Raw genomic sequence first — 21,041 nt, forward strand, 5'->3', positions numbered from 1 at the left:
ACGACCCCTACCTACACGCCGACAAACTGCGCGGTACCGCCATCTACGTCTCCACCGGCACCGGCACACCCGGACCACACGACACCCTCGACGGCTCCGGTATAGAGCACAACTCCGGCAAACTGATCGACCAGCTCCTCATCGGCGGCGCGCTGGAGGCATTCGCCGACCGCTGCACCCGTCAACTCCGCGAAAGGTTGGACCAGCTGGCGATTCCCGCCACCGTCGACCTGCGCGGCAACGGCACCCACTCCTGGCCCTACTGGCAGGAAGATCTGCACAAGTCGTGGCCCGTGTTCGCCGCGGCGCTGGGCACCTGACGCGAAAACACGTCCCTTTCGTGTCAGGCCCGAGTGGTCGCGGCCACCTCGCCGGTGTCGTGCTCGACGCCGGGCCGACCGGTCACCGGGCGACGACCCAGCGCGGGCGCGATCAGTTCCACGGTGTCGTGCAGGATCTGCTCGTAATCGGCACGGTGGAATTCGTAGGGCAACTCCAGTCGCAGCTCCGCGGTCTGCGCGAGCACCGGGTCTGCTCGCAGCCGGTCGACGATCTCCGCGGCGGGACCGACCAGGTCCGGGGCGAACAGGACGCGCCGCTCCCCCTGCGGCGCCGTGGTGCGCTCGTGCCTGCTCGCCGCGTACTGCCGGTACCGCTCGCGAGTCGTGCGGTCGGCGCTGTCGAACGGGACGATCACCCGCCCCACCGCGACACGGGCGGGCCGGGCCGGGTCGACCAGCCGGCGATAGTCGTCGATCAGACTCAGTTGGGTCGTGGTGAAATCGTCGCTGCGCTCACCGAAGACGATGTTGCCGGTGAGCAGGTTCAGTCCGTTCTCTCCTGCCCAGCGGACCGAACGGATGCTGCCGCCGCCGTACCACAGCCGGTCGATCAAGCCGGGATTGTGTGGCTGCAATCGGGGCCGCTGGGTATTGCCCGGGGAGTGGATCACCGTGTCCGCGTCACCGAGGTAGCCGCCCCGCAGATTCTCGATCAGCCGGGAGATCCGTCCGTAGGACAGGTCGTAGGTGCGCCAGTCCCCATCGAAGACCAAGTCGCCGATCAAGTCGGCATGCGGCGGAGTGCCCGCGCTGAAACCCGCCTGCAACCGGCCCCGCGACAGCACATCGGCCAGCGACAGATCCTCGGCCAGCCGGAACGGGCTCTCGTAGCCGATCGGAATCACGGCCGTGCCCAACTCGATTCGGCTGGTGCGCTGCCCGGCGGCGGCCAGGAACACCGCGGCCGACCCGACGCCGTGCTCGAGATGACGCTGCCGGATCCACGCGCCGTCGAAACCCAGGCGCTCGCCGTATTCGAACAGCCGCAGCGTGTCCTCGAGTCCCGAGTAGGGGTCGTCGTCGGGGTAGTTGCCCGGAGTCAGGAACGACAACGTCCCGATCCGAGGTGTCGTGTTGCTCATCGGGTTCGGCGACGCTCGTACGGGAGCTGCTCACCGGCTTCGATCGCGACCGGCAGCCGGTTCTCTGCCGGTGGCAGCGGGCAGGTCGCCAGGTCGGTGTAGGCGCAGGGTAAGTTCGCGGCCCGGTTGAAGTCCAGCTCCACCGATCCGTCGGCGCCGGGCGGTGACAGGTGGAGAACACGATTGGCGGCGTAAGTCGTGACACCGGAGGTCTCGTCGGTGAACAGCACCGTCAGGCTACCGGGTTCCTTACCCGGGAACGCGGTCAGACCCAGCGGCCTGCCGTCCAGCTCGAACTCGATCCGCCCGGGCGCGTCGTAGACGTGTTCGAGTCCTTCGACAGCGGCGCCGACAGTGGTCGGCTGCGGCTCCGGAAAGGGTACATACCGCCCGGCGACAACCCATTTCGGGTGCGGTGCATAGGCGGGCGTGCCCTGGAACGCGGTGCGCAGTGGGTTGTCGGGATGCCGCGGGCGAACGATGTCGTACCCCCCGCGCTTGGCGACTTCGATCACAGCGTCACCCCAGACGGCGTTCACCCCACCGCGTTCGGGGATGACGCCGAAGCCGTGCCTGCCGTGTACCGGTGTCCCGTCGATCACCAGCTCGTCACCGTCGTCGAGAACCACTGTGACGCCCTCGGCGCCGGTGGACCAGGAGCCCGGTGCGTCCGGGAATCGCTGCGGCCCGCTGGTGAGCCAGTGCAGGTTGGTGATGGCCAGGAATCCGTGCGGGTCGGCCAGTCGCGACTCTTGCGTGTGGTGCCAGTCCGCCCAGTCGGCGACGAAGGCGTCGGTCGGAGTTGCCTCGGCCTGCACTGTCATGTGGTGCTCCTCGTCTGAAGCTGTGCCCTGCCCGGGTTCGGCGCTGTCCCGGCACCGGCCCCTCGGCCGCGACGCCCTCGCGAGTCCGAGGTCGGCACGTTCCGAGGCGTCGGCGACTGCTCTCCGGGAGACGAACGCAGGTGATACCGGATTCAACCGCACGCACCAGCCCACGGACAGGATTGTGATCAGCGCGAATACAAGTACTGCGCACCGGCCCTACCCGACGGACTGCGGCGGTGCGCGCGACGTGAATGCGCGTTCGCTGAGGCCGGTCGACCCTTTCCGGCCGATCCCGTATCTCGTCCGACCTGCATCACTTCCCATGTCGCCGATGGAGCACCGGGAGCGACTTCGGCGTCCTCGTCGAACCCGACGGGCGACCGGGTCAGCCGCATCCTGAGTGCACGCACGAACCCCTCCGCGCGGAGTTCATCTGGTCGTGTGCGCGCCGCCGTTGACGTGGATCGTCTGCCCCGTAATGTGACGGGCGTGCGGGGAGGCCAGGAACTCGATCAATCCGGCGACGTCATCCGGGTCGCCCGGACGCTTGTCATGTGTGGAGTCGATCAACCAGGTACGCCGCTGGTCGCTCAGCTGCCCCTGGAAGAAGTCGGTGTTCTCGATGTAACCGGGCGCGACCGTGTTCACCGTGACTCCCTTCGGCGCGAGCTGCGCCGACAACCCTGCCGACCATGCCGCCAGCGCGGCCTTCGCGGCGCCGTAGGAGCCCGCGGCGTATTCGGCGCCGATCGAGCCGACATTGATCACCGCTCCGCCGGGCCGCAGACGTTCCCGTAGCGCCGAGGTGGTGAGCACCGCGCTCAGCAGATTCGTCGACAGGTTGGCCTGCCACTGCGCGGCCAGATCCGCCAACGAAGGCGTCCCGCCCCCGCCCGCGGCGAGATCGGTGTTGCCGCCGGCCATGTTCACCAGCACATCCACTTCGGGCCCCACCGACTCGGCGAAGCGCTCCACCGCCGTCGGATCACCGGCGTCACATACGATTCCGCGCACTCCCAGCTCCCGCGCCGCCTGTTCGACCCGCTCCGGCGAGCGCCCGGTGATCACCACCTCGGCACCGCCTTCGGCGAATCGCTGTGCCACTCGGCGGCCGATTCCCCCGCTGGCGCCGGTGACGACGACCGTCCCACGCATTTCATCTCCCTTCGTTTATATTTAGCGCTAAATATACCGACGGGAGACACTTGCGGCAATGACGCACGAAACACAGGACGAGATACCGTCGCCCGCCCAGATCGCCGCGGCGTGGCACCGCGAACTACCCGGCGCGCGGACCGAGTCGATCGAGATCCTCACCCCGTTGTGGCGAGTCGCCAAACTCCTCACCGACGAACGGCAGCGCACCCTGCAGCGCTTGGGCATCGACGAATCCACTCTCGATCTGCTCAGCACCCTGCGCCGGTCGGGGCCGCCTTACCAGCTGACCACCCGCCAGATCGCCGCGCGCAGCCTCGTCACCGCGGGCGCCATCTCCCAGCGCCTGACCCGTGCCGAGTCGGCAGGCCTGATCACCCGCGAACCCACCGCGGCCAGCCGACGCGGCGTGCTGGTCACCCTCACGCCGGAAGGCCACCGCCTCACCGAACGAGTCGTGCCCGCGCTGCTCGAGCACGAGACCGCGCTCACCGACCGGCTGCCCGCGAGCGAACGCGCCGTACTGACCGCGGCCCTCACCACACTCGCGGCCGCGCTCCGGTCCGCCGGGCCGGCGTAGGCCGCCGTGCCCGACTCCGCGCTCAGGCGCCGGACAGATCGGCGGAGAGGTCCCGCGCTTGCACCCCTTCGGGCAGTTGCACTTCCGCCACCGGTTCCGGCCGGTCGTCGTACTCGAGACGCAGGGCCCGGCAGATGGTCGCATGCATGTCACCGAGCCCGCCCCTGCGCATCAGAGATGTCACATCGACTTGACCGCGCGACGCTATACCGCCTCGCTTTGCCGGGAAAGCCCGCTCGGGACCGCGTCGGCCAGCGCGTCGTCGACGGACGAGTAGATGGGCAGAAGGGCGTCGAGATTCAGGAGGTCGACGACGCGGGTCACGGTCGACCGGCGGCCGACCACGCACAGCCGGACGCCCCGGCGCCGGCACGCCTCGGATTCCTCGGCCAAGGCCAGTATGGAACGACAGGCCATGAAGTCCAGGCCGCTGGTGTCGATCACCACCAGCCCCGGCGCCGCGGTGGCCGTGGCGGCATCCCGCAGGACTTTGCGCCAGGTCGGCAGGGTGTAGGCGTCGACTTCGCCGTGAGCGTGGACGATGGCCGCCGCGCCGCGACGTTCGACCGTCGCGCGCAATCCGAAGGGAACGTCTTCCGTGGGCTGAAGAAGGCCGCTGAGATCGTGCGATGTTGTGCTCATATGGGCACTCGATTCGTTTCGCGCCTGAAGGCGCTCAGTCGGGCCCATCCTGCAGCTTCAAGACAGACCTGTTCTTCCTTACTAACAGAGACAGGTCTGCCTGTACAGCGAACCGGCGCTCGCCGTGTCCGGCGCCGCACGCGATGGTGAACGTTCCACCTGCCCGAAAGCTGGTCGCCCCGCGCGGAACCTGCGACGCACTCCACGTATCCGATACGATAAGAGAATAATTATATCGTTCTATCAGGAGTTCCCGATGCGTCCCCGGCTCGACTACCGACGTAACCCGATGTTCCAGGCGTTTTTACGCGGTCTGGGAGCGCGCGAGCGCCCATTTCGACGAAGCGCAGCTAGCCGCGCTGGTCTCGCTGATCGCCGCGATGAACGCCTTCAACCGCATCAACGCCATGGTGCGACAGCCCGCCCCGCGGCGGGAGAAACCTACGCCTGATCCGACCTGAGCGGAACCAGCGGTCCGTGCCCGGTACAAGGGCACGGACCGTCGTGTTTCCGGACACACCTGCTCGCGGCCGACGGCCCGACGCATCGTCCTGCTGTGGCCGGTGCGGCTTTCGATCCGGTGGTGTGGCTACGGATTCATCTGGAATGCGCCCGCGTAGCTCATCACCTCGTCGTGCAGACGTGCGATTCGTTGCTCGTCGACAGCGGGTTTGCGCAGGACATTCATCGCCCAGTCCTGCTGCGCCGGTGTCGAGGACGCCTTCGAGAACAGGTTGAGTGCGTACGCGGAGAAATCGCGCACGAAGACCTCGAAAATGGCGTCCACCAAATCTTCCGAAGTCCCGACGAGTGCGGCCTGCTCCAGAATGAGCTGGCCGTAGGGCGGCAGCGTGAACAATTCCCCCACCGCCAGCTGATAGTCCAGATCTTCCAGCTGAATCGACGTCGGCGGAGCCTCGACCGGGAACAGGGTGAATCGCTCCGCCTGCTCGAGGAACAGGGCCACATTGGGCAGATGACGGTAGGGCGCGTAGGCCGGCCGCCAATCCGCGAATCGCACCTTGCTCAATCCGGCAGCGCTCGGCTGCCGGAACAGCGCCTCGTCGTCACCGGGATCCCGCCGCACCGGCACCGGAGGCAGCTCGGCCGGATTGAACAGGAAGTTCGGCATGAATTTCAGCGTGAGCGCCATGTTGACGTGCGCGGTACCCTCCAGTCGTGGCATGGAATCGATGGTGCCGCGCGCGGTGGAGAAGTAGGAGTCCTTCTCGAAACCCCTGGCGGAGATGACATCGGACAGTTCCCGGAATACCCGCTCGGCCTCGCGGGTCACTTTCATCTTGCCGATGGAATTGAACATCACGAAGCGGCGGTCCTCCGGAGTGGAGCAGCGCATGTAGTCGATCGCCCGTTCGTGGTAGAGCCGCATGGCGTTCATGCGTACGTAGCTGTCGTCGAGGATCTGCCGGACCTGCGCGAAGTCGGTGACCGGATGCCCGAACAGGATCTTGGCACTGGCGTGGTTGATCGTCTCGTAGAAACAGTGCTCTACGATGCCCAGCGCGACCATGCCGATATTGAACTTGCCGCAGTTGACCGCGGCGAGTGCGGAATCGAACGCTTTGCGGCCGACGTGCAGCACGTCGTCCGCCGCGACGGGATAGTCCGCCAGATCGTAGGCCGAGACGAAATTCTGACCGTGGATGACGTTCTTGACCAGCCGGTAATTGGGGTGCTGACTGTCGGCGATGAACCAGACGTATGCGTCGGGGCCGTCCAAGTCCGTCCGCCGCCCGATGGTGGGCACGATCCTGGCCACGTTGCCGTTGCCGATGTAGTACTTGCTGCCGGTCGCAGTGAAACCGCCCGCGCCATCGGGGGTGAGCAGCATGTCGGTGGCGTAGATGTCGGCGCCGTGATCCTTCTCCGACAATCCGAACCCGATGATCCCGCCCCGGTCGAGCTCCTCGGCGGCTCGGAGGTGGGCCTTTTCGTTGGCGCTCTGCCAGATGGTGGCGAGCCCGAGCGTCGAAACACCCCACGCGTACCAGTACTGCGATCCGTAGAAACCGGTGATCTCGTTGAACCGGGAAATGACCGCGGTGTCCCAGCGTTTGCCCGGATCTCCGCCCGCATGCGCTCGCGGCGTCGCCATGTGGGCGATGATCCGGCTCTCGGCCAGGAATTCCATCCAGTCCTCGTACCACTCCGCCCGGTGCGCGTCGCCGGTGAGCGCCTGCTTGCCCTTTTTCTCGAAGAAGTCGACCACCGACCGTAGCCGCGCCCGCGTGGCGGGGTCGAACTCCTCGAACGTGTCGGTCTTCGGGTTGAACAGGGCCATGGCGATGCCGCCTTTCGAAGTGATGGCAAGTGCCCTCACATTAAGTCTGATGGCACCTGCCGTCAATTGTCTGACGCGCGCCTCGTCAGCAGCGCCGCCGCGGTGTCCGGCTCGAAGGTCGGACTCGCGCTTATGCGCGGCTGCGTGGCGCGAACGTCGCAGGCACACGCACGGTGCTGCGTCTGGCGCTACAAGGGCAGGGCGTGCCGGTGCATTTCATCTCCACCACGTCGGTGGCGCTCGCGGACGGGAGAGTTCCGCGTGCACCCGTGTCGGAGTCCACTCGCCCTATGCGAGCGAGCTACGGGCGGGCGGCCGACAAGTCCGCCGCGCAGGACGACGTTCTCAGCTGTTGCCGTAGACACGCTCCGGCAGGATCAACACCGCCGCTCTGCGCTCGGCGGCCATCACCCTGTCGTACTCGTCCCAGTCCTCGTGCACACCACCGGCCGCGGTGAACACCTCACGCAGCAGCAGTCGCAACCGCTCGGCGCCGACGCCCGCCGCCGGGTCGTCCGGACCGGCGATCCATACCGGCCCCTCGGCGGCGCACCATTGCCAGCCGACGCGAGCAACGATCGTCGCACGCGGCCGGGCACGCATGTTGTCCAATTTTCGCGCACCGCCGCGCACCACCATGCCGACCACATCGGCACCGGTCTCGGGGTGCCGCAACACGCCCGCGTTGACCAGTGACGAGTGAATGGTGTGGTCGGCTCGAAGGGTGGAGACGACGCAGAGTCCGTGATCGCCGGCGATCAGCTGGGCGAAGTCCGCGAGATCGGTCACGCCGAAAGTCTACGTATGCACGTCGGCCGGACGGCCGCGAACCACAGCCCCGGTGGCGAACCCCGCCGATCGAAGCCCGCGCCGTCGAGCGCCGACGATGACTTCTGGTCGGCGGTGCACGAGCACTTGCGTGGCAGCGCGATCCCACCGCACCGGAAGCGACCGATCAGGACGCCGACCGCCCGCCGGACCACTGACGCCCCCTTCCCCTCGCCGGCAATGCCGCTGAGAACCGCAGCGCGGACGTGAACGCCGCGATGTATTGGGACGCGGGCCACGGCAGCGACGCGGACGCTGCGGACTTCATCAGCTGGATCCGCGACATCACCGGCTACACCCGTTGGCGCGGCGCTTCCCCGCCGGTAGCGAGCGTGGTCCGCCCAGCCCCGCTGACCATAGGTCTACGAGCGGGTTCGCTTCGGAGCAGGAATGGTCAACAGCTCGAGAATCGCTCTGGCGTCTTCCGCGGTCGGCGCGGGCAGGCTGTCACGACCGTGGATGAAGCCGATGCCCAGATACACCATCGCACCGGCCCGCAGACGCGCTCCGTCGGGCGTGAAGCCCAGCTCCAACATCGCTTTTCGCACCGTTTCGAAGATCTGCCGATCCAAGGCGCGCACCGTTTCGGCCACCTTCTCGTCGCTGCGCGCCCATTCACGCACGGTGGCTTCGGTGGCCCAGGTGCCTTGGTCGATGAGATTGGCGGCCATATCGGCGATGCGCTGCTCGACCGGAACGGACGCTATCGCGCCGAGCGCGCGGATGATCTCGCTCTGGCGGGCGGTCCACCGGTCGGCCATCGCCGCCATGAGCTGTTCGATGTCGTCGAAATGCCAGTAGAAACTGCCTTTGGTGACGCCGAGTTCCTGGCACAGCCGGGGAATCCTGATGGCGGAGACACCTTCTCGGGCGAGCAGCGTCAAAGCCCCGTCGACCCATGCCTCATAGGACAGCCGCGGGGTGCGGCCGCGTTGCTGGGCCGCGGCTTTGCGGGAACGCCGCGGCGCGGCGTTCGTTGCGCCCACGTCGGAGGGCCGGATGCCGTCGGCTGCCGACGGCCGGTCCGCTGTCATCGGTGCGGCCCCGTGTCGGTGGAAATCACCACACGATCGTAGGCGACCCGAACACGCGGCTGCTTCGACGCGACGACCGTCCGCCGCGCCTGTGCAGCGCCGGCGCCGAATCCGCCACGCACCGATTTCCTTCGGCACGATCCGCAACGGACCTGCACTTCCATTCAAAATGGTACCGATGACTATACCCAATGGTATGGTCGCCGCAGTGGGCGCCCGACGGGGCCGCCTGAGAAGGGTTCGAACATGAGTCGCGGATCGGACGCCGGAAATTTTGCGAATCCCCTGGGTGCTGCAAAATGCCCCGCCTCACCCACTCGTTGGTCGACCAGCCCGAAAGCCTCGCGCAGGACCACTTGCGGTCGTGGCTGATCCGGCGCGAGCTGGTGGCCTGAGCAGGCCCGCCGGCCGAGCCGGATCGCTATCGGAGAGTAGGAGAAGTTCACCCATGCCAGTGGAAGTCCCGCCCGCGCGCGCGGATGCCGTCGCGGAACCATCGGTGAAGTGCCCGACAGCGTTCCGTTACTGGGAAGCGCGTCGCAGCCCCGGAGTTCGGCGCATCGAGCGTCTTTTCGCGAAAGTCACCGGGAAGCAGCTGTTTCCGACCGATGCGCAAGCCGTCGCGCTGTGCGAGGACCTCTTCACCGGTGATCCGGTCGCGGAGCGGTTCGTCGCTGAGGTCATGCACGGTGAGATCGGTCGGCAAGCCGGCCGCGAGATGCTCGAGATCGCCCTCGCGGCAGGCATAGACGCCGTACCGGACGCACCGGAGTCGATGCGCGCGCTGTTCGAGGAATTCGAGACGGTCCCCGCGTGGGTGATACCCGAATTGGTCGAACAAGGCGCCGCGATCTGGCGACGGTGGGGCACCATGCTGTTCAGCTTCGCCGGCGCGGAAACTCTCGAGATGTACACCGAGGCCGCGGTCGCGACGCCGTTGTCACTGGCCGGTGGGTACGCCGGGGACAGCGCGCTACGCCGCTTCCTGGAGACGACCCGCTTCTGGATCGATGTCTCACAGCCCGGCGCGTTGCTGACGCCGGGATCGGCGGGACGTGCCACCGCGCTGAAGGTGCGCATCATGCACGTCTCGGTCCGCGCGAAGGTCGCGGAGCATCCGGAGTGGGACATGGACCGGTGGGGCCTGCCGATCAGCCAGACCTACCAGATGCTGACCTTGCTGGCCGGCAGCGTCACCCCGGGGCTCGGGCTCTGGGCGCTCGGTTACCAGACGACCCCCTCGGAAATCCGCGCGTTGCTGCATTTCCAGAAGTACATGGGCTACCTGCTCGGCGTTCGGCTGCGCTGGTACCCGGAGACGGTCCTCGACTCGTTGCGTGTGCTGGCCATGACCATTGCCTCCCGCTCCTACGACGCGGGGCGGCACGGTGCGGAGTTGATCGAGTCCTATCCGATGGCGTTCGCGCCCCGTGACGGCCACCGCGGCTTCACGCGGCTGCGCGAGGCGTACAACTTTCGCATCAACTCGGTGTACTCCGCGATGTACATGGTTCCCTTGACCCGGCGCCGCTACATCATGCCGCCGGCGTTTCCCTGGATCGTCATCCCGCTGCTGCGCTTTCCCTTGATCACGACGATGGAGATCCTGCGCAGGACGTTCCCGCCCTTCGCGCGGGCGCACGAGAAGCTCATGCTCTGGCATCGCGAGAACTGGTACCGCGCTCAGATGCAGGGTCGCGAAGCGGCTTTCGAGGCCGGCGGGGCGCTACGCCGATGACCTCCGCTCGCGGACGCCTTTCGCGCCGATCCCGACCGTGTTCGCCGTCACCGGGCGTCGCCGGCCAACTCCCCGGCATGCCATGACGAGCCGGGGAAGTCACGCGCTTCAGTCGGTCCAGAGAGCCGAGTGCGGCTCAGAGTCGGCCGACTACTCGGTCGGGGGTCACCCGGACGACGAGCATCGGGGTATCTCCATACGTGGCCGCCGCTTCCGGGTTGTGCTCGAGGTAGGTCATGCCGGTGTACTTGCGCGCCAGGCGATCCCGCAGCTCGAGGCCGCCTTCGGCGGAGAGGGTGGCGGTGCCGTGGATCGCGGCGTAGGTGTAAGGCTGTTCGGGCGGGTTGACCAGCACGCTCACTCGGGCGTCACGACGCAGGTTGCGCTCCTTGCGACTGCCCGCCCCCACCGCGAAGAGCACGTCGTCACCGTCTCGCAGGATCCACACCACCGATTGGTGCGGACTGCCGTCGGGCTGAATCGTGCCCACCACACCGAAGACGGGCGCGTCGAGGACCTGACGCAACCTGGCCGGGGAAACGCCCGAGGCCGCTGACTGCAGCCGGCCGAGCAGTTTCGTCGTCTCGCTGTAGAGCCGTGCGGCCGCCGCGGCGTCGAACGCGGGTCCGTGCACGTCCAGTGGCCGGCCCTGCGCGAGGGCGGTCAGCGGATCGGCCGGTGGATCGTCCAGGACGTCGAGGATCGGGCGGATGGCTTCGTCGATCGGTCGCGCGGTACGCCGCAGTGCTTCGATCCGGGCCGCCGTCTCGGCGTCGTAGTCACCGGACAGGGCGGTGTCGACCACCCCCGGGTGCACCAGGACGTATCGCACTCGCGCCGACACCGGCCTGCGCGCGAACTCGATGCCCAGCAGATCGTTGAGCTGGCCGCCCTGGGCGAGGGCGCGCATTCCGTGGTACTCGCGCTCGTGTTGCAGGTCGTCCCAGCGGATTTCGCCGGTGCCGCTGCCCGGGCCCGCGACATTCACGACGACCGGGCGCTCGGCGGCGTTCAACAAGTCGACCAACTCGTAGCTGAGCACGAATCGGCTCAGGTAGAACAGCGCGAAGGTGTACTCGAAGCCTTCGTCGGTCGCCAGCCGATCGGACCGGTAGTGCCGGGCGCACAGCACCAGGGCATCCACCGTGGCGAACCGGGCCCGGACGGCGTCGATCGCCCGGCGAGTCGCCTCGATCGAACTGAGATCCGCGGGCACGAAGTGCGCCCGGTCGACCGCGCCGAGCGCCTCCGCGGCGGCGAGAAAGCCTTCGCCCTTCCTCGCGTCTCGACCGATCACCACGACGGAGTCGCCCTCGGCCAGGCGCTCCAGCGCGACCGCCCGGCCGATTCCGTCGGTTCCACCCGCGACCACAACATGCTTCATGCCACGAATTTAACCAACCAGTTCAATCTTGTCACCTGATCGGTTCAGTTACCGTGCGAGCGCAGGCTCCGCTCGCCCGCGCCCACACCGCGTTGTCGATGCTTGCCTCTTGACCATCCGGGCGGGAGGCTTCCCGCCGCTACCTCCGATCGAACCTGCTCATCCGCGCGGTGACCGAGGGCTGCACTTGGCCTGCCCAGCTATCGGTTTCGTGTGCGATCACCTCGTTGACCCGATAGGAGAAGTCTCGCAGCAACCCCATCCGACGGTCGATCTCCCCGTTCGAATTGGCGGGACCACGAGACACCGACGCCCACTCCAGCTGGAAATCGCACAGCATCGCGTTGATCGACTGCGCGCTGCGGAGATCACGAATCCATGCCGTGGAGACGCCGAAGAACCGGTCGAACGCGGCAGTGCCGGCGGCGCAGGCCAGCAGCACGAATCCCCAGCTGGGATCGATGGCGTCGATGCCGGCGGTCGTCAGTAGCGGCACCAGTATTCCGAGTAAGCCGAGAACGAGCGTAGCTCCGGTGAGGGCTAGGCTGATTCGCCGCTTCGTTAGGCCGTCGCGCGAATACCATTCGCGCGCGTCGATGGCATACGCCTCGACGCGTTGGAACAGCCGGGCAAGGGTCTCATCGGAACTCGACCAGTCGGCGGTGCGGAGGTCCAGCGAAGGCGGCACTCCGAGGTCCTGCGAGCGATCCCCGCCGAAGGGCGATCGGTGCTCTGTCACGGCCGTACTGTATCTCCCCAACGTCTCCGGAATCATCTTTCGGCCGTTGTGCGGGTGAGCAAGCAGCACTGCGGACTTCGCAAGCCGGTCACTTCGGCCACAGAACGGCGCGAGACGAGCGCTGCCATGTGCCGCAACGAGATTCGGAACCGCTGTGGGTGACCGGCTCTCCCCTCCGACGAGTCGGTCACCCCGCTCGATCCGGCAGGCGCGGCTGCCGACGTCCCGGGACTGCCGGGCCCGGCCAGTTCTCGCAGCGCCCGCAGGGCCATCCCGCCGGGCTCCGTACCGGGCGCGGCGTGGCGACGCCGGATTCAAGATCGCGCTGATCGCAATAGTTCTGCGGCGGCTCTCCGGCTTCTAGTGTCCGGCTCAACCCTCCTGCCGCGCCGTCCCCAGGACGACCGCAGTGCGGAGACCGCCATGTCCGTCTCGGTCCACGACACCGGACCTACCTCTGATTCGGAGCGACGTGCAGCCAACCCCGTGGTCAGCGAAGGACACTCGGCCCGTCGAGGTTCCGGGTGCGGCGCAGCCGCGCGCTGGTGTCCGCGGCTCCTTGTCGGCGCTCGACGGCCACTGGGGTTACCTGGGCGCGCTGGCGGGCAGCATCGTCACGCTGTTGCTGCTGTTCCAGCCGTGGTTGAACGCCGTGGGTGCCGACGGCAGAGCCCGCGCCGATGCCTTCGGACGGATCACCGCGACCACTTCTTTCCTGAACGCCTGGTCGTCATCGCCGCCGCCCAGCGTGCGAATCAGCGGCGCCCTGGCGATACTCGCCGCAGGCGCGATCGTCGTCACCGTCTGCGTGGTGGCGGCGAATCTCCGTTACCGCGCCGAGGTGCTGTCGCGTGCCGCGGCGGTGTCCGCGGTGGTCACCGCGGCGCTGGTGGTCCTCACCGTGCTCTACGTCAACAGCAAAGCCCCCGAGCTGCGCGGCATGCTCGGACGGTCCTCGGATCTGGGTGGTCAAATCGGCATGGTGACCAGCTGGGCCTTCGGCAACGGCAGCCTCATCGCACCGGGAGTCCGGCAGGTCTCCTACAACACCGCCGGCCTCACCCACTGGGCGCTCCTCGCGGGTGTCGTTTCGCTGGGTTCGGCTGTTGCCGCCGTCGCCCAATGGACGTATAACCGCCCGTCGTCATCTCGCCGCCTGCCGTGGCGCGGCACCGGAGCCGGAGGGAAAGAACCGGTCCGCCGAGTCGAGTGAACAAAGCGGCACATCCCCCAGTGCCCCGCTGAATCCACCCGTCTCTTCGGATGACCGGCCGATGGTGATCGAAGCTCCGCGCGAACATCGCCCGAACGGCTCTCCGCATTCTGGACGACCTGGAACGCGTGCGCATTCCGCGGTCAGAGGAACAACGCGACCGCGCTCTCGCCCGGAAAGCACGCCGGCGAAACGCCTCGTCAGCCCACATAACGACGCGCGGTCGAACGACGCTGCGAGTCTTCCAACAGCACGAGACCCGCTTCCACCTGCGGCGGCAGGACTTTGCGTTCCCGCAGGACCCAGGGCATGCCGCGCAGCGTCTCGAGGACGGCCGCCGCCGTCGTCCGATCCGCCGGTGCCGACCGGAGCACGGCGGCGGTCCGCCGGGCGGCGCTGCGGGCCGGGCGGCGCAACCACAGCGTCCACAACGTGTTCCGGATACCGAGCCTGCGACGATGGGTCGCGTCGCGCGAGGTCGACGGCTCGTGATGGATCAGCATGTCCTCGATCCAGCACATCCACCAGCCGTGTGCCGCGAGATCGAGCGCGAGCAATTCCTCCTCGCCGCCGAACCACAAGCGCCGGGAGAAGCCGCCGACTTCCCGGAACGCGCTGACCCGGAAGGCGGACAGGGCCGCCATCACGCCGAGCAGGGCGGGGCCGGGCAGCCAGTCGGGCCCGGAAACCGGTGAATACCGCAGTTCCGGCGTGATCGGATCCTCGCGCAGATCGGGTGCGACCAGGCATCGTCCGGTCACCGAGCCGAGGCCGGGATACCGGTCGAGCAGGTCGGCGGCGCGGGTCAGCGCACCCGGCTGCCACCGCGTGTCGTCGTCGCAGAACGCCACATACGGCGTGACCGTCCGCTCCACCGCGATGTTGCGGGCCACCGCGCCCAGATTGTCCGCCGAGCGGATGAGCTCGACGGCGGGGAACGCCGCGGCGACCGCGTCGGCGGTGCCGTCGGTGGATCCGTTGTCGACGAGGATGATCGGCGCCGCGTCGGCGAGCGCGGTCATGTGCGCCAAGGTTTCCAGCAGTTGTTCGCGCCGGTCGCGGGTGATGATGACGACCGTCATGCGATCGGTACCCATCCGGTCACTTCCTTTCATGGGCGAGTTCCAGGATCCTGGCCCGGCGCTCGATCTCCGGCGGCAGCCTGCGCCGCTGCGCCAACGCCTGGGGCAGGCGGCGCAGCAGTCCCGCGACCGCCAGTAACGTCCCGGGGTCGCGCACCGTGCGGCCGACCAGGCCGACGGACTCGGCCGCGCACCGCCGCAGCGGCCGTCGCATCCAGACGATCAGCGCGTTGTTGCGCTGTTCGGCCCGCTTGCGCCACGCCCGAGGCGGTCGGCGCGTGGAGGGATGGTGGTGGGCCCGCACCGCCGCCACATAGCAGAGGTCCCAGCCACACGCCGCCATGTCGAGGGACAGCAAGCGTTCTTCGGCGCCGAAGTGCAGCAGCGGACTGAACCCGGCGGCCTGCAGGTACGCCTCCTTCCGCACGATCGCCGCGCAAGCCAGGAAGCCGAGGACCAAAGGCCCCGGCAGGCCGGGTGGGTGGCCGAGCGGGCTGGTGGCCATCAGTTCGTTGACGGGATCGTCACGGTGCTCCGCGCCGACGAGCGTGCGTCCCGCCAGGAGGCCCAGCCGGGGGCAGGCGTCCAGCAGCCGCTCGGCTTCAGGAAGCGCGTCGCGGGCCCACCACGAGTCGTCGTCGCTGAAGGCGATGTACGGCGTGCGGGCGAGCGCGACGCCGAGGTTGCGCGCGGCCGCGCCGAGGTTGCGGGACAGCGGGACGACCCGCACGCCGGGGAATGCTCGCGCTCGCGCCACGGTGTCGTCGGCGGAAGCGTTGTCCAGCACCACGATCTCCGGGCGCGGGCGCAGTGTGTGCAACTCGGTCAGGGTGCGGACCAATTCGGCAGCGCGGTTGCGGGTGGCGATGACGACTGTCGTCTTCGCCCCGTTCTGCCCGCTCACGCCGACCGTCCCACGAGCAACTCCCGGCTCTCGACCGTGGCCGCAGGGAATTCACGCCGCCGTGCAGCCCGCGAGCGCGCAACGACCGAACGGACTTCACGCCGGGTCACGTGTTGCCCAGCGGATGCCAGAGCCGCGCTCGGCTCATCCTCGACACGTCTGCGGCCGCCGCTTCCCCGTGCGCGAAGCTGGGCCACCCGGTGACAAGTACCCGCATGTGCGGGCGCATACCCGGGCGCGACTCAGGTCAATCAGCGGGGTCGGTGAGTGCGCGCTCGCGGTTCCCGGGCCGAGCCCGCGCTCGACGCTAACTGGGGGCCGGGCGCAGGTGCACGACCTTCGTCTGGGTCATCTCGTCCAGCAACTCGGGCCCATAACCGAAGCCGGATCCGCTGGCCCGGCGCGGGTGCGCCGCTCCGCCGGGCGCGCCGCCGAACACCGCGTTGATCTTCACCGTGCCGACGGGCAGTTCCCGCCAGGCGCGCTGGGCGTGGGCCATCGACGGTGTGAGCACGGTCGCCGCGAGCCCGTAGTCGTCGGTCGCGGCCTCCGCGAGGCCTCGGTCGAACGAATCCACCACCCGTACCGGCGCGACCGGGCCGAAGGTCTCTTCCCGCATGATCCGCATGGCCGGATCGCACTGTGCCAGCACGGTGGCCGGGTAGTGCGCACCGGCGCCTTCCGGCACCACTCCGCCCGTCAGCAGTTCGGCGCCGTCGTCCACGGCATCGCGCACGTGGGCGTGGACCTGCTCGCGGTGGCGCCGGTCGACCAACGGCGCCACCTTCCTGGACTCGGCTTCGGCCACCAGCGCCGCCAGGAAGGGCTCGGCGACTTCCCGATGCGCGAAGATCCGTTCGACGGACACGCAGATCTGACCGGCGTTCGCGAACGCGCCGAGCGCGGCTTGACCGGCGGCCCAGACGGGATCCACCCCCGCGTCGACGATCAGCGCGTCGTTGCCGCCGTTCTCCAGCAGCGCCTTGGTGCCCGTGACCGCGGCGCTGCGCGCGATCGACCGCCCGGTGGCCGTGCTGCCGACATGCGCGATGACGTCCACATCGGACCGTGCGGCGAGCAGCGCGCCGACCCTGCCATCGCCTTGTATCGTCTGCAGCACCCCCTCCGGGAGTCCACGGGCGAGCAGATCACCGAGCAGAGCGCCGGTATGCGGTGCGCGTTCGCTCGGCTTGTACACGACCGTGTTTCCGGTGACCAGCCCCGCGCCGAGCAGACCGCAGGATACGGCCACGGGATCGTTCCACGGCGTCAGCGCTACGACGACGCCGCGAGGCTCCCACACCATGAGGTCGGTGGCGTCGAAACCACCCTGCAAGCTTCGTCCCCGATGCAGCGGGCCGATTTCGGCGTATTGCTCCAAGGTCGCGGCGCCGGCCAGCACTCCTTCCCTGCTCTCGGAGTGCGGACGTCCGGTTTCGGCGCGGTTCAGTTCGGCGAGTTCATCGGCCCGCTCGCGTAGCAGCGCGGCACCGGCGCGGAGCGCGGCGGCCCGCTCGGCCGCCGGTGTCCGCGCCCACCCCCGCTGAACGCGGTTGGCGGACTCCATCTTCTGATCTATTTCCGCGGCATCGGCCATGGGAACCGTGCCGACGGCGGCACCGGTGGCGGGATCGAAGATCTCGATCGTTTCGGAAGCCCGGAGCCCGGTGGCGGACGGGACAGCGTTCGGTGCGCTCATACCGCGGCCATTGCCGCGCATCCCCGGTTCAAACCCGCCGGGCCGCAGCCGGATCGGTGCCGCCGCCCAGCTGCGCCGGGACGTTCGACGCCCCCCGGCCTGGGTCGCTGCCGGGCACGTGACCAGGTTTGATCCGGAAATAATAGGCAAGAGCTACCGATATGGCCGCAATGACCGAGGGGCTCACGGTGCTGTTGTGGCACGTGCACGGCTCGTGGACGACGTCGTTCGTGCAAGGGCCGCACCGTTACCTCGTACCCGTGGTGGACGGCGGCGGGCCGTGGGGGCGCGGCCGGTGCGGCCGCGACTGGCCGTCCGTGCGGGAGGTGCCCGCGGACGCGTTGCGCGAGGCGGAGCCGGACGTCGTCGTGCTCCAGCGTCCGGAGGAGATCGACCTCGCCGAACGATGGCTCGGGCGGCGTCCCGGCGCCGACATCCCGGCGATCTACGTCGAGCACAACACTCCGCGTCCCAGCGCGGCCACCACCACGCATCCGCTGGCGGATCGCGCCGACATCCCGATCGTGCACGTCACCCATTTCAACGACTTGATGTGGGACAGCGGACGCGCGCCCACCCGGGTCGTGCCGCACGGCATCGTCGACCCCGGCGCGCGCTACACCGGCGAACTGCCGCACGGCGTGGCACTGATCAACGAGCCGGCGCGGCGCGGGAGGATCACGGGAAGTGATCTGTTGCCGGACTTCGCGATGGCGGGGCCGATCGATCTGTACGGCATCGGAGCCGACGAATTCACAGCGCACCGGCCCACCGCACACCCCATTCGCGGAATCGGCGACTTCCCGCAATCGGCATTGCATCCGGAAATGGCCCGCAGGCGGGTGTATCTGCACACCGCGCGCTGGACCTCACTGGGATTATCTCTCCTGGAAGCCATGCACCTGGCCATGCCGGTGGTAGCCCTGGCCACCACCGAGGCCGTCTCGGCCGTGCCGCCGGAAGCAGGCGCCATCTCCACCGACATCGCGGTGCTCACCGCGAAATTCCGGGAATTCCTCCACGAACCCGACCTGGCGGTGCTCGCGGGCAAATCGGGACGGCAGTTCGCGCTGGAGCACTACGGCCTCGAGGTCTTCCTGCGCCGGTGGGATTCCCTGCTCGCCGAGGTCACCGAATGAAGGCAGGGTCCCGGAGAGAGAAGGCGGAATCATGAAGATCGCGATGGTGTCCGAACACGCCAGTCCGCTAGCCGTGCTGGGCGGCGTCGATGCCGGGGGGCAGAACGTCCATGTCGCGGAGCTGTCCGCGGCTCTGTGCCGCCAGGGGCACGACGTCACCGTCTACACGCGGCGCGACGACGCGCAGGCTCCGCATGCTGTCACCGCCGCACAGGGCTATCGCGTGATCCATGTCCCGGCCGGGCCTGCCCACCCGCTGCCGAAGGACGAATTGCTGCCCCATATAAGCGAATTCGGCGCTTTCCTGCAACAGCAGTGGCGAGACTGCCGCCCCGATGTGGTGCACGCGCACTTCTGGATGTCCGGCTTGGCCGCCCTCCAGGCCGCTGGGCAAACAGGCATCCCGGTCGTCCAGACCTTCCACGCGCTGGGGGTGGTGAAACGCCGCCACCAAGGAGCCGACGACACCAGCCCGGCCGACCGCGTACGCCTCGAGCAATCGATCGCCGAACGCGCCGATCGCATCATCGCCACCTGCACCGACGAGGTTTTCGAACTGGCCAGAATAGGCGTGCCGCAGTCCAGGACATCGGTGATTCCCTGCGGCGTCGACCTCGAGCAGTTCACCCCCCACGGGGCGAGCGCACCGAGGTCGGCCGAGCACCGGATGGTCAGCGTGGGCCGGTTGGTGCCCCGCAAGGGTTTCGACACCGCGATCACCGCACTGGCCGCTCTGCCGGACACCGAGCTGGTGTTGGTCGGCGGCCCGGACGACGGCGACGTCGCCGACGACCCGGAAGGCAGGAGGCTGCTGGAGCTGGCCGACGAACTCGGCGTGCGAAACCGGCTCCACATGCTGGGCCAGGTCCCGAGGACACGAATGGCGCCGCTGCTCAGGTCGGCCGACGTCGCCGTGTGCACGCCGTGGTACGAACCGTTCGGCATCACACCGCTGGAAGCGATGGCCTGCGCCGTTCCCGTGGTGGCCGCCGCGGTCGGGGGCCTCATCGACACCGTCGTCGACGGTGTGACCGGCAGGCTGGTCCCCCCGCACGAGCCCGCGCAACTGGCCGACGCCGTCCGGGATCTGCTGGCCGCGCCGGAGATCAGGCGGAAGTACGGTCAGGCCGGACGTGAGCGGGTCGAGGCGCGCTACTCCTGGGACCGTATCGCCGCGGAGACCCTGCACGCGTATCGCAGGGTGACCGCCCCGGCTGTGCGCGCGGGGAACGGAAGCGGGCCCACGGACGGCCGTGCGCTCGACCCCGCCGGGAACGACGGGCTTCCCACCGGGTCACCGGCGATGGGTCACGGTGCTCGCGCGAACGGCCACGGGTAGGCGGCGCCGTGTCCGAACCCTGTGAACGCGCGTTGGTCACCGGCGGTTGCGGTTTCGTCGGCTCGCACCTGTGTGAACAACTGCTCGACGCGGGCACCGCCGTGGTCGCGCTCGACAATTTCGCCACGTCGACTCCGGACAACGTCGCCCGGCTGCTCGACCGGCCCGGCTTCGATCTGCGGCGGCACGACGTCACCGAACCGCTGCCTGCGGTGGGCGCCTTCGACGTGGTCTTCCATCTCGCGTCGGCCGCGTCGCCTCCCGATTACCTCCGGCTGCCGATCGAGACGCTGCGAGCCGGTTCGCTCGGGACCGCGAACGCCCTCGATCTGGCGGAGCGCCATGGCGCCCGTTTCGTGCTCGCGTCGACCAGCGAGGTCTACGGTGACCCGGCCGTCCATCCGCAGACCGAGAATTACTGGGGTCATGTCAATCCCGTCGGTCCGCGCAGCGTCTACGACGAAGCGAAGCGGTATGCCGAAGCTTTGACCATGGCATTTCGCCGGGAAAGAGGCGCGAATACCGGAATTGCCCGAATTTTCAACACCTACGGTCCGTGCATGCGCACCGACGACGGTCGTATGGTGCCCACCTTTATCGCACAGGCCTTGTCGGACGCGCCGCTGACCATCGCCGGAACCGGTGAGCAGACGCGATCACTGTGTTATGTCGACGACACGGTGCGCGGGCTGCTCGCGCTGGCGGCCACCGATTATCCGGGACCGGTGAATATCGGCAATCCGCACGAACTCTCCGTGCGCTGCCTCGCGGCGGAAATCCTGTCGCTGACCGGCAGCCGGTCCGTCGTGACGTACGTCGACGGGGCGGTCGACGACCCGAAACGACGGTGCCCGGACATCTCGCTGGCTCGACGGGAATTGGGCTGGTGGCCGGTGATCACCCGGGTGGAGGGGTTGCGCCGCACGATCGACTGGTTCGCCGGACGCGCGGCGGAACCGGCTCGGTAGTCGCCGCGCTGATGGGCGCCGGGCGGCGCATCGGTTTAGTCGTGA

Annotated in this window: 19 protein-coding genes and 2 pseudogenes; 8 read left to right on the forward strand and 13 right to left on the reverse strand. The window is 68.4% G+C overall.

From position 1 onward, the window contains the following. Positions 1 to 320, forward strand: a pseudogene (locus tag ABZ552_RS15155) (esterase family protein); the annotation flags it as partial. Positions 321 to 343: 23 nt separating this feature from the next. Here the strand turns inward: ABZ552_RS15155 and ABZ552_RS15160 are convergent. The 3 genes from ABZ552_RS15160 to ABZ552_RS15170 all read right to left on the reverse strand — a co-directional run bounded on the left by ABZ552_RS15160 (position 344) and on the right by ABZ552_RS15170 (position 3,405). Further along, positions 344 to 1,423 (reverse strand): LLM class flavin-dependent oxidoreductase, encoded by a 1,080-nt coding sequence (locus ABZ552_RS15160; protein ID WP_357437675.1) that lies wholly within the window; start codon positions 1,421 to 1,423, stop codon positions 344 to 346. Further along, on the reverse strand, positions 1,420 to 2,247 hold the full coding sequence (locus tag ABZ552_RS15165; RefSeq protein WP_357437678.1) for a DUF1684 domain-containing protein: 828 nt from the start codon (positions 2,245 to 2,247) through the stop codon (positions 1,420 to 1,422). Before ABZ552_RS15165 ends, ABZ552_RS15160 begins: the two co-directional genes overlap by 4 nt. 432 nt (positions 2,248 to 2,679) lie before the next feature. After that, the gene (locus ABZ552_RS15170; protein WP_281879703.1) at positions 2,680 to 3,405 is read right to left on the reverse strand and encodes an SDR family oxidoreductase; all 726 of its coding nucleotides are present in this window, start codon (positions 3,403 to 3,405) and stop codon (positions 2,680 to 2,682) included. Between the two features lie 58 nt (positions 3,406 to 3,463). Between ABZ552_RS15170 and ABZ552_RS15175 the strand changes: the two genes are divergently transcribed. After that, positions 3,464 to 3,985, forward strand: coding sequence for a MarR family transcriptional regulator (locus tag ABZ552_RS15175; RefSeq protein ID WP_357437682.1), 522 nt, complete (start codon positions 3,464 to 3,466; stop codon positions 3,983 to 3,985). Positions 3,986 to 4,007: 22 nt separating this feature from the next. Here ABZ552_RS15175 and ABZ552_RS15180 read toward each other — a convergent pair whose 3' ends face one another. The 3 genes from ABZ552_RS15180 to ABZ552_RS15190 all read right to left on the reverse strand — a co-directional run bounded on the left by ABZ552_RS15180 (position 4,008) and on the right by ABZ552_RS15190 (position 6,968). Then, a complete protein-coding gene (locus tag ABZ552_RS15180) occupies positions 4,008 to 4,169 on the reverse strand; it encodes a hypothetical protein (RefSeq protein WP_281918187.1) in 162 nt (53 codons plus the stop codon). Positions 4,170 to 4,189: 20 nt separating this feature from the next. Continuing rightward, positions 4,190 to 4,627 (reverse strand): anti-sigma factor antagonist, encoded by a 438-nt coding sequence (locus tag ABZ552_RS15185; RefSeq protein WP_281879697.1) that lies wholly within the window; start codon positions 4,625 to 4,627, stop codon positions 4,190 to 4,192. 589 nt (positions 4,628 to 5,216) lie between these two features. Continuing rightward, positions 5,217 to 6,968, reverse strand: coding sequence for an acyl-CoA dehydrogenase family protein (locus tag ABZ552_RS15190; RefSeq protein ID WP_357437687.1), 1,752 nt, complete (start codon positions 6,966 to 6,968; stop codon positions 5,217 to 5,219). A gap of 98 nt (positions 6,969 to 7,066) precedes the next feature. On the opposite strand from ABZ552_RS15190, the pseudogene ABZ552_RS15195 reads away from it, so the two are divergent. Then, positions 7,067 to 7,387 (forward strand): annotated as a pseudogene (locus ABZ552_RS15195) (SDR family oxidoreductase); the annotation flags it as partial. On the opposite strand, the gene ABZ552_RS15200 reads toward ABZ552_RS15195, so the two are convergent. Together ABZ552_RS15200 and ABZ552_RS15205 are read right to left on the reverse strand one after the other, a co-directional pair. Beyond that, positions 7,275 to 7,718, reverse strand: a complete 444-nt coding sequence (locus tag ABZ552_RS15200) for a pyridoxamine 5'-phosphate oxidase (protein WP_281879696.1) — start codon at positions 7,716 to 7,718, stop codon at positions 7,275 to 7,277. The pseudogene ABZ552_RS15195 and the gene ABZ552_RS15200 sit on opposite strands and share 113 nt — an antisense overlap. A 401-nt stretch (positions 7,719 to 8,119) precedes the next feature. Further along, a complete protein-coding gene (locus tag ABZ552_RS15205; RefSeq protein WP_281879694.1) occupies positions 8,120 to 8,791 on the reverse strand; it encodes a TetR/AcrR family transcriptional regulator in 672 nt (223 codons plus the stop codon). Between the two features lie 448 nt (positions 8,792 to 9,239). Here ABZ552_RS15205 and ABZ552_RS15210 point away from each other — a divergent pair, with 448 nt between their 5' ends. After that, positions 9,240 to 10,529, forward strand: a complete 1,290-nt coding sequence (locus tag ABZ552_RS15210; protein ID WP_281918186.1) for an oxygenase MpaB family protein — start codon at positions 9,240 to 9,242, stop codon at positions 10,527 to 10,529. Between the two features lie 136 nt (positions 10,530 to 10,665). On the opposite strand, the gene ABZ552_RS15215 is transcribed toward ABZ552_RS15210, so the two are convergent. Then, positions 10,666 to 11,913, reverse strand: coding sequence for a TIGR03618 family F420-dependent PPOX class oxidoreductase (locus ABZ552_RS15215; protein WP_357437689.1), 1,248 nt, complete (start codon positions 11,911 to 11,913; stop codon positions 10,666 to 10,668). A 139-nt stretch (positions 11,914 to 12,052) separates the two neighbouring features. Beyond that, complete coding sequence (locus ABZ552_RS15220; RefSeq protein ID WP_281879690.1) at positions 12,053 to 12,652, reverse strand: SLATT domain-containing protein; 600 nt, start codon at positions 12,650 to 12,652, stop codon at positions 12,053 to 12,055. A gap of 472 nt (positions 12,653 to 13,124) precedes the next feature. Here ABZ552_RS15220 and ABZ552_RS15225 point away from each other — a divergent pair, with 472 nt between their 5' ends. Then, positions 13,125 to 13,865, forward strand: coding sequence for a hypothetical protein (locus ABZ552_RS15225; protein ID WP_357437691.1), 741 nt, complete (start codon positions 13,125 to 13,127; stop codon positions 13,863 to 13,865). A gap of 200 nt (positions 13,866 to 14,065) precedes the next feature. On the opposite strand, the gene ABZ552_RS15230 is transcribed toward ABZ552_RS15225, so the two are convergent. The 3 genes from ABZ552_RS15230 to ABZ552_RS15240 form a co-directional block, all read right to left on the reverse strand. Further along, positions 14,066 to 14,962, reverse strand: a complete 897-nt coding sequence (locus tag ABZ552_RS15230; protein WP_281879688.1) for a glycosyltransferase — start codon at positions 14,960 to 14,962, stop codon at positions 14,066 to 14,068. A gap of 4 nt (positions 14,963 to 14,966) precedes the next feature. Then, the gene (locus ABZ552_RS15235) at positions 14,967 to 15,851 is read right to left on the reverse strand and encodes a glycosyltransferase family 2 protein (protein WP_357437693.1); all 885 of its coding nucleotides are present in this window, start codon (positions 15,849 to 15,851) and stop codon (positions 14,967 to 14,969) included. 307 nt (positions 15,852 to 16,158) lie between these two features. Further along, entirely contained in the window at positions 16,159 to 17,550 is a 1,392-nt protein-coding gene (locus ABZ552_RS15240; RefSeq protein ID WP_281918185.1) for an aldehyde dehydrogenase family protein, read from the reverse strand. A 161-nt stretch (positions 17,551 to 17,711) separates the two neighbouring features. Here ABZ552_RS15240 and ABZ552_RS15245 point away from each other — a divergent pair, with 161 nt between their 5' ends. The 3 genes from ABZ552_RS15245 to ABZ552_RS15255 are packed head-to-tail and all read left to right on the forward strand — an operon-like array spanning position 17,712 to position 20,996. Next, entirely contained in the window at positions 17,712 to 18,689 is a 978-nt protein-coding gene (locus ABZ552_RS15245; protein ID WP_281879685.1) for a glycosyltransferase, read from the forward strand. A 31-nt stretch (positions 18,690 to 18,720) separates the two neighbouring features. Continuing rightward, positions 18,721 to 20,028, forward strand: a complete 1,308-nt coding sequence (locus ABZ552_RS15250; protein ID WP_357437696.1) for a glycosyltransferase — start codon at positions 18,721 to 18,723, stop codon at positions 20,026 to 20,028. Positions 20,029 to 20,036: 8 nt separating this feature from the next. Next, on the forward strand, positions 20,037 to 20,996 hold the full coding sequence (locus ABZ552_RS15255) for a UDP-glucuronic acid decarboxylase family protein (RefSeq protein ID WP_357437698.1): 960 nt from the start codon (positions 20,037 to 20,039) through the stop codon (positions 20,994 to 20,996). The last annotated feature ends 45 nt before the right edge of the window (positions 20,997 to 21,041 follow it).

This window comes from Nocardia sp. NPDC019219, from assembly GCF_040632645.1.
Lineage (GTDB): Bacteria > Actinomycetota > Actinomycetes > Mycobacteriales > Mycobacteriaceae > Nocardia > Nocardia sputorum.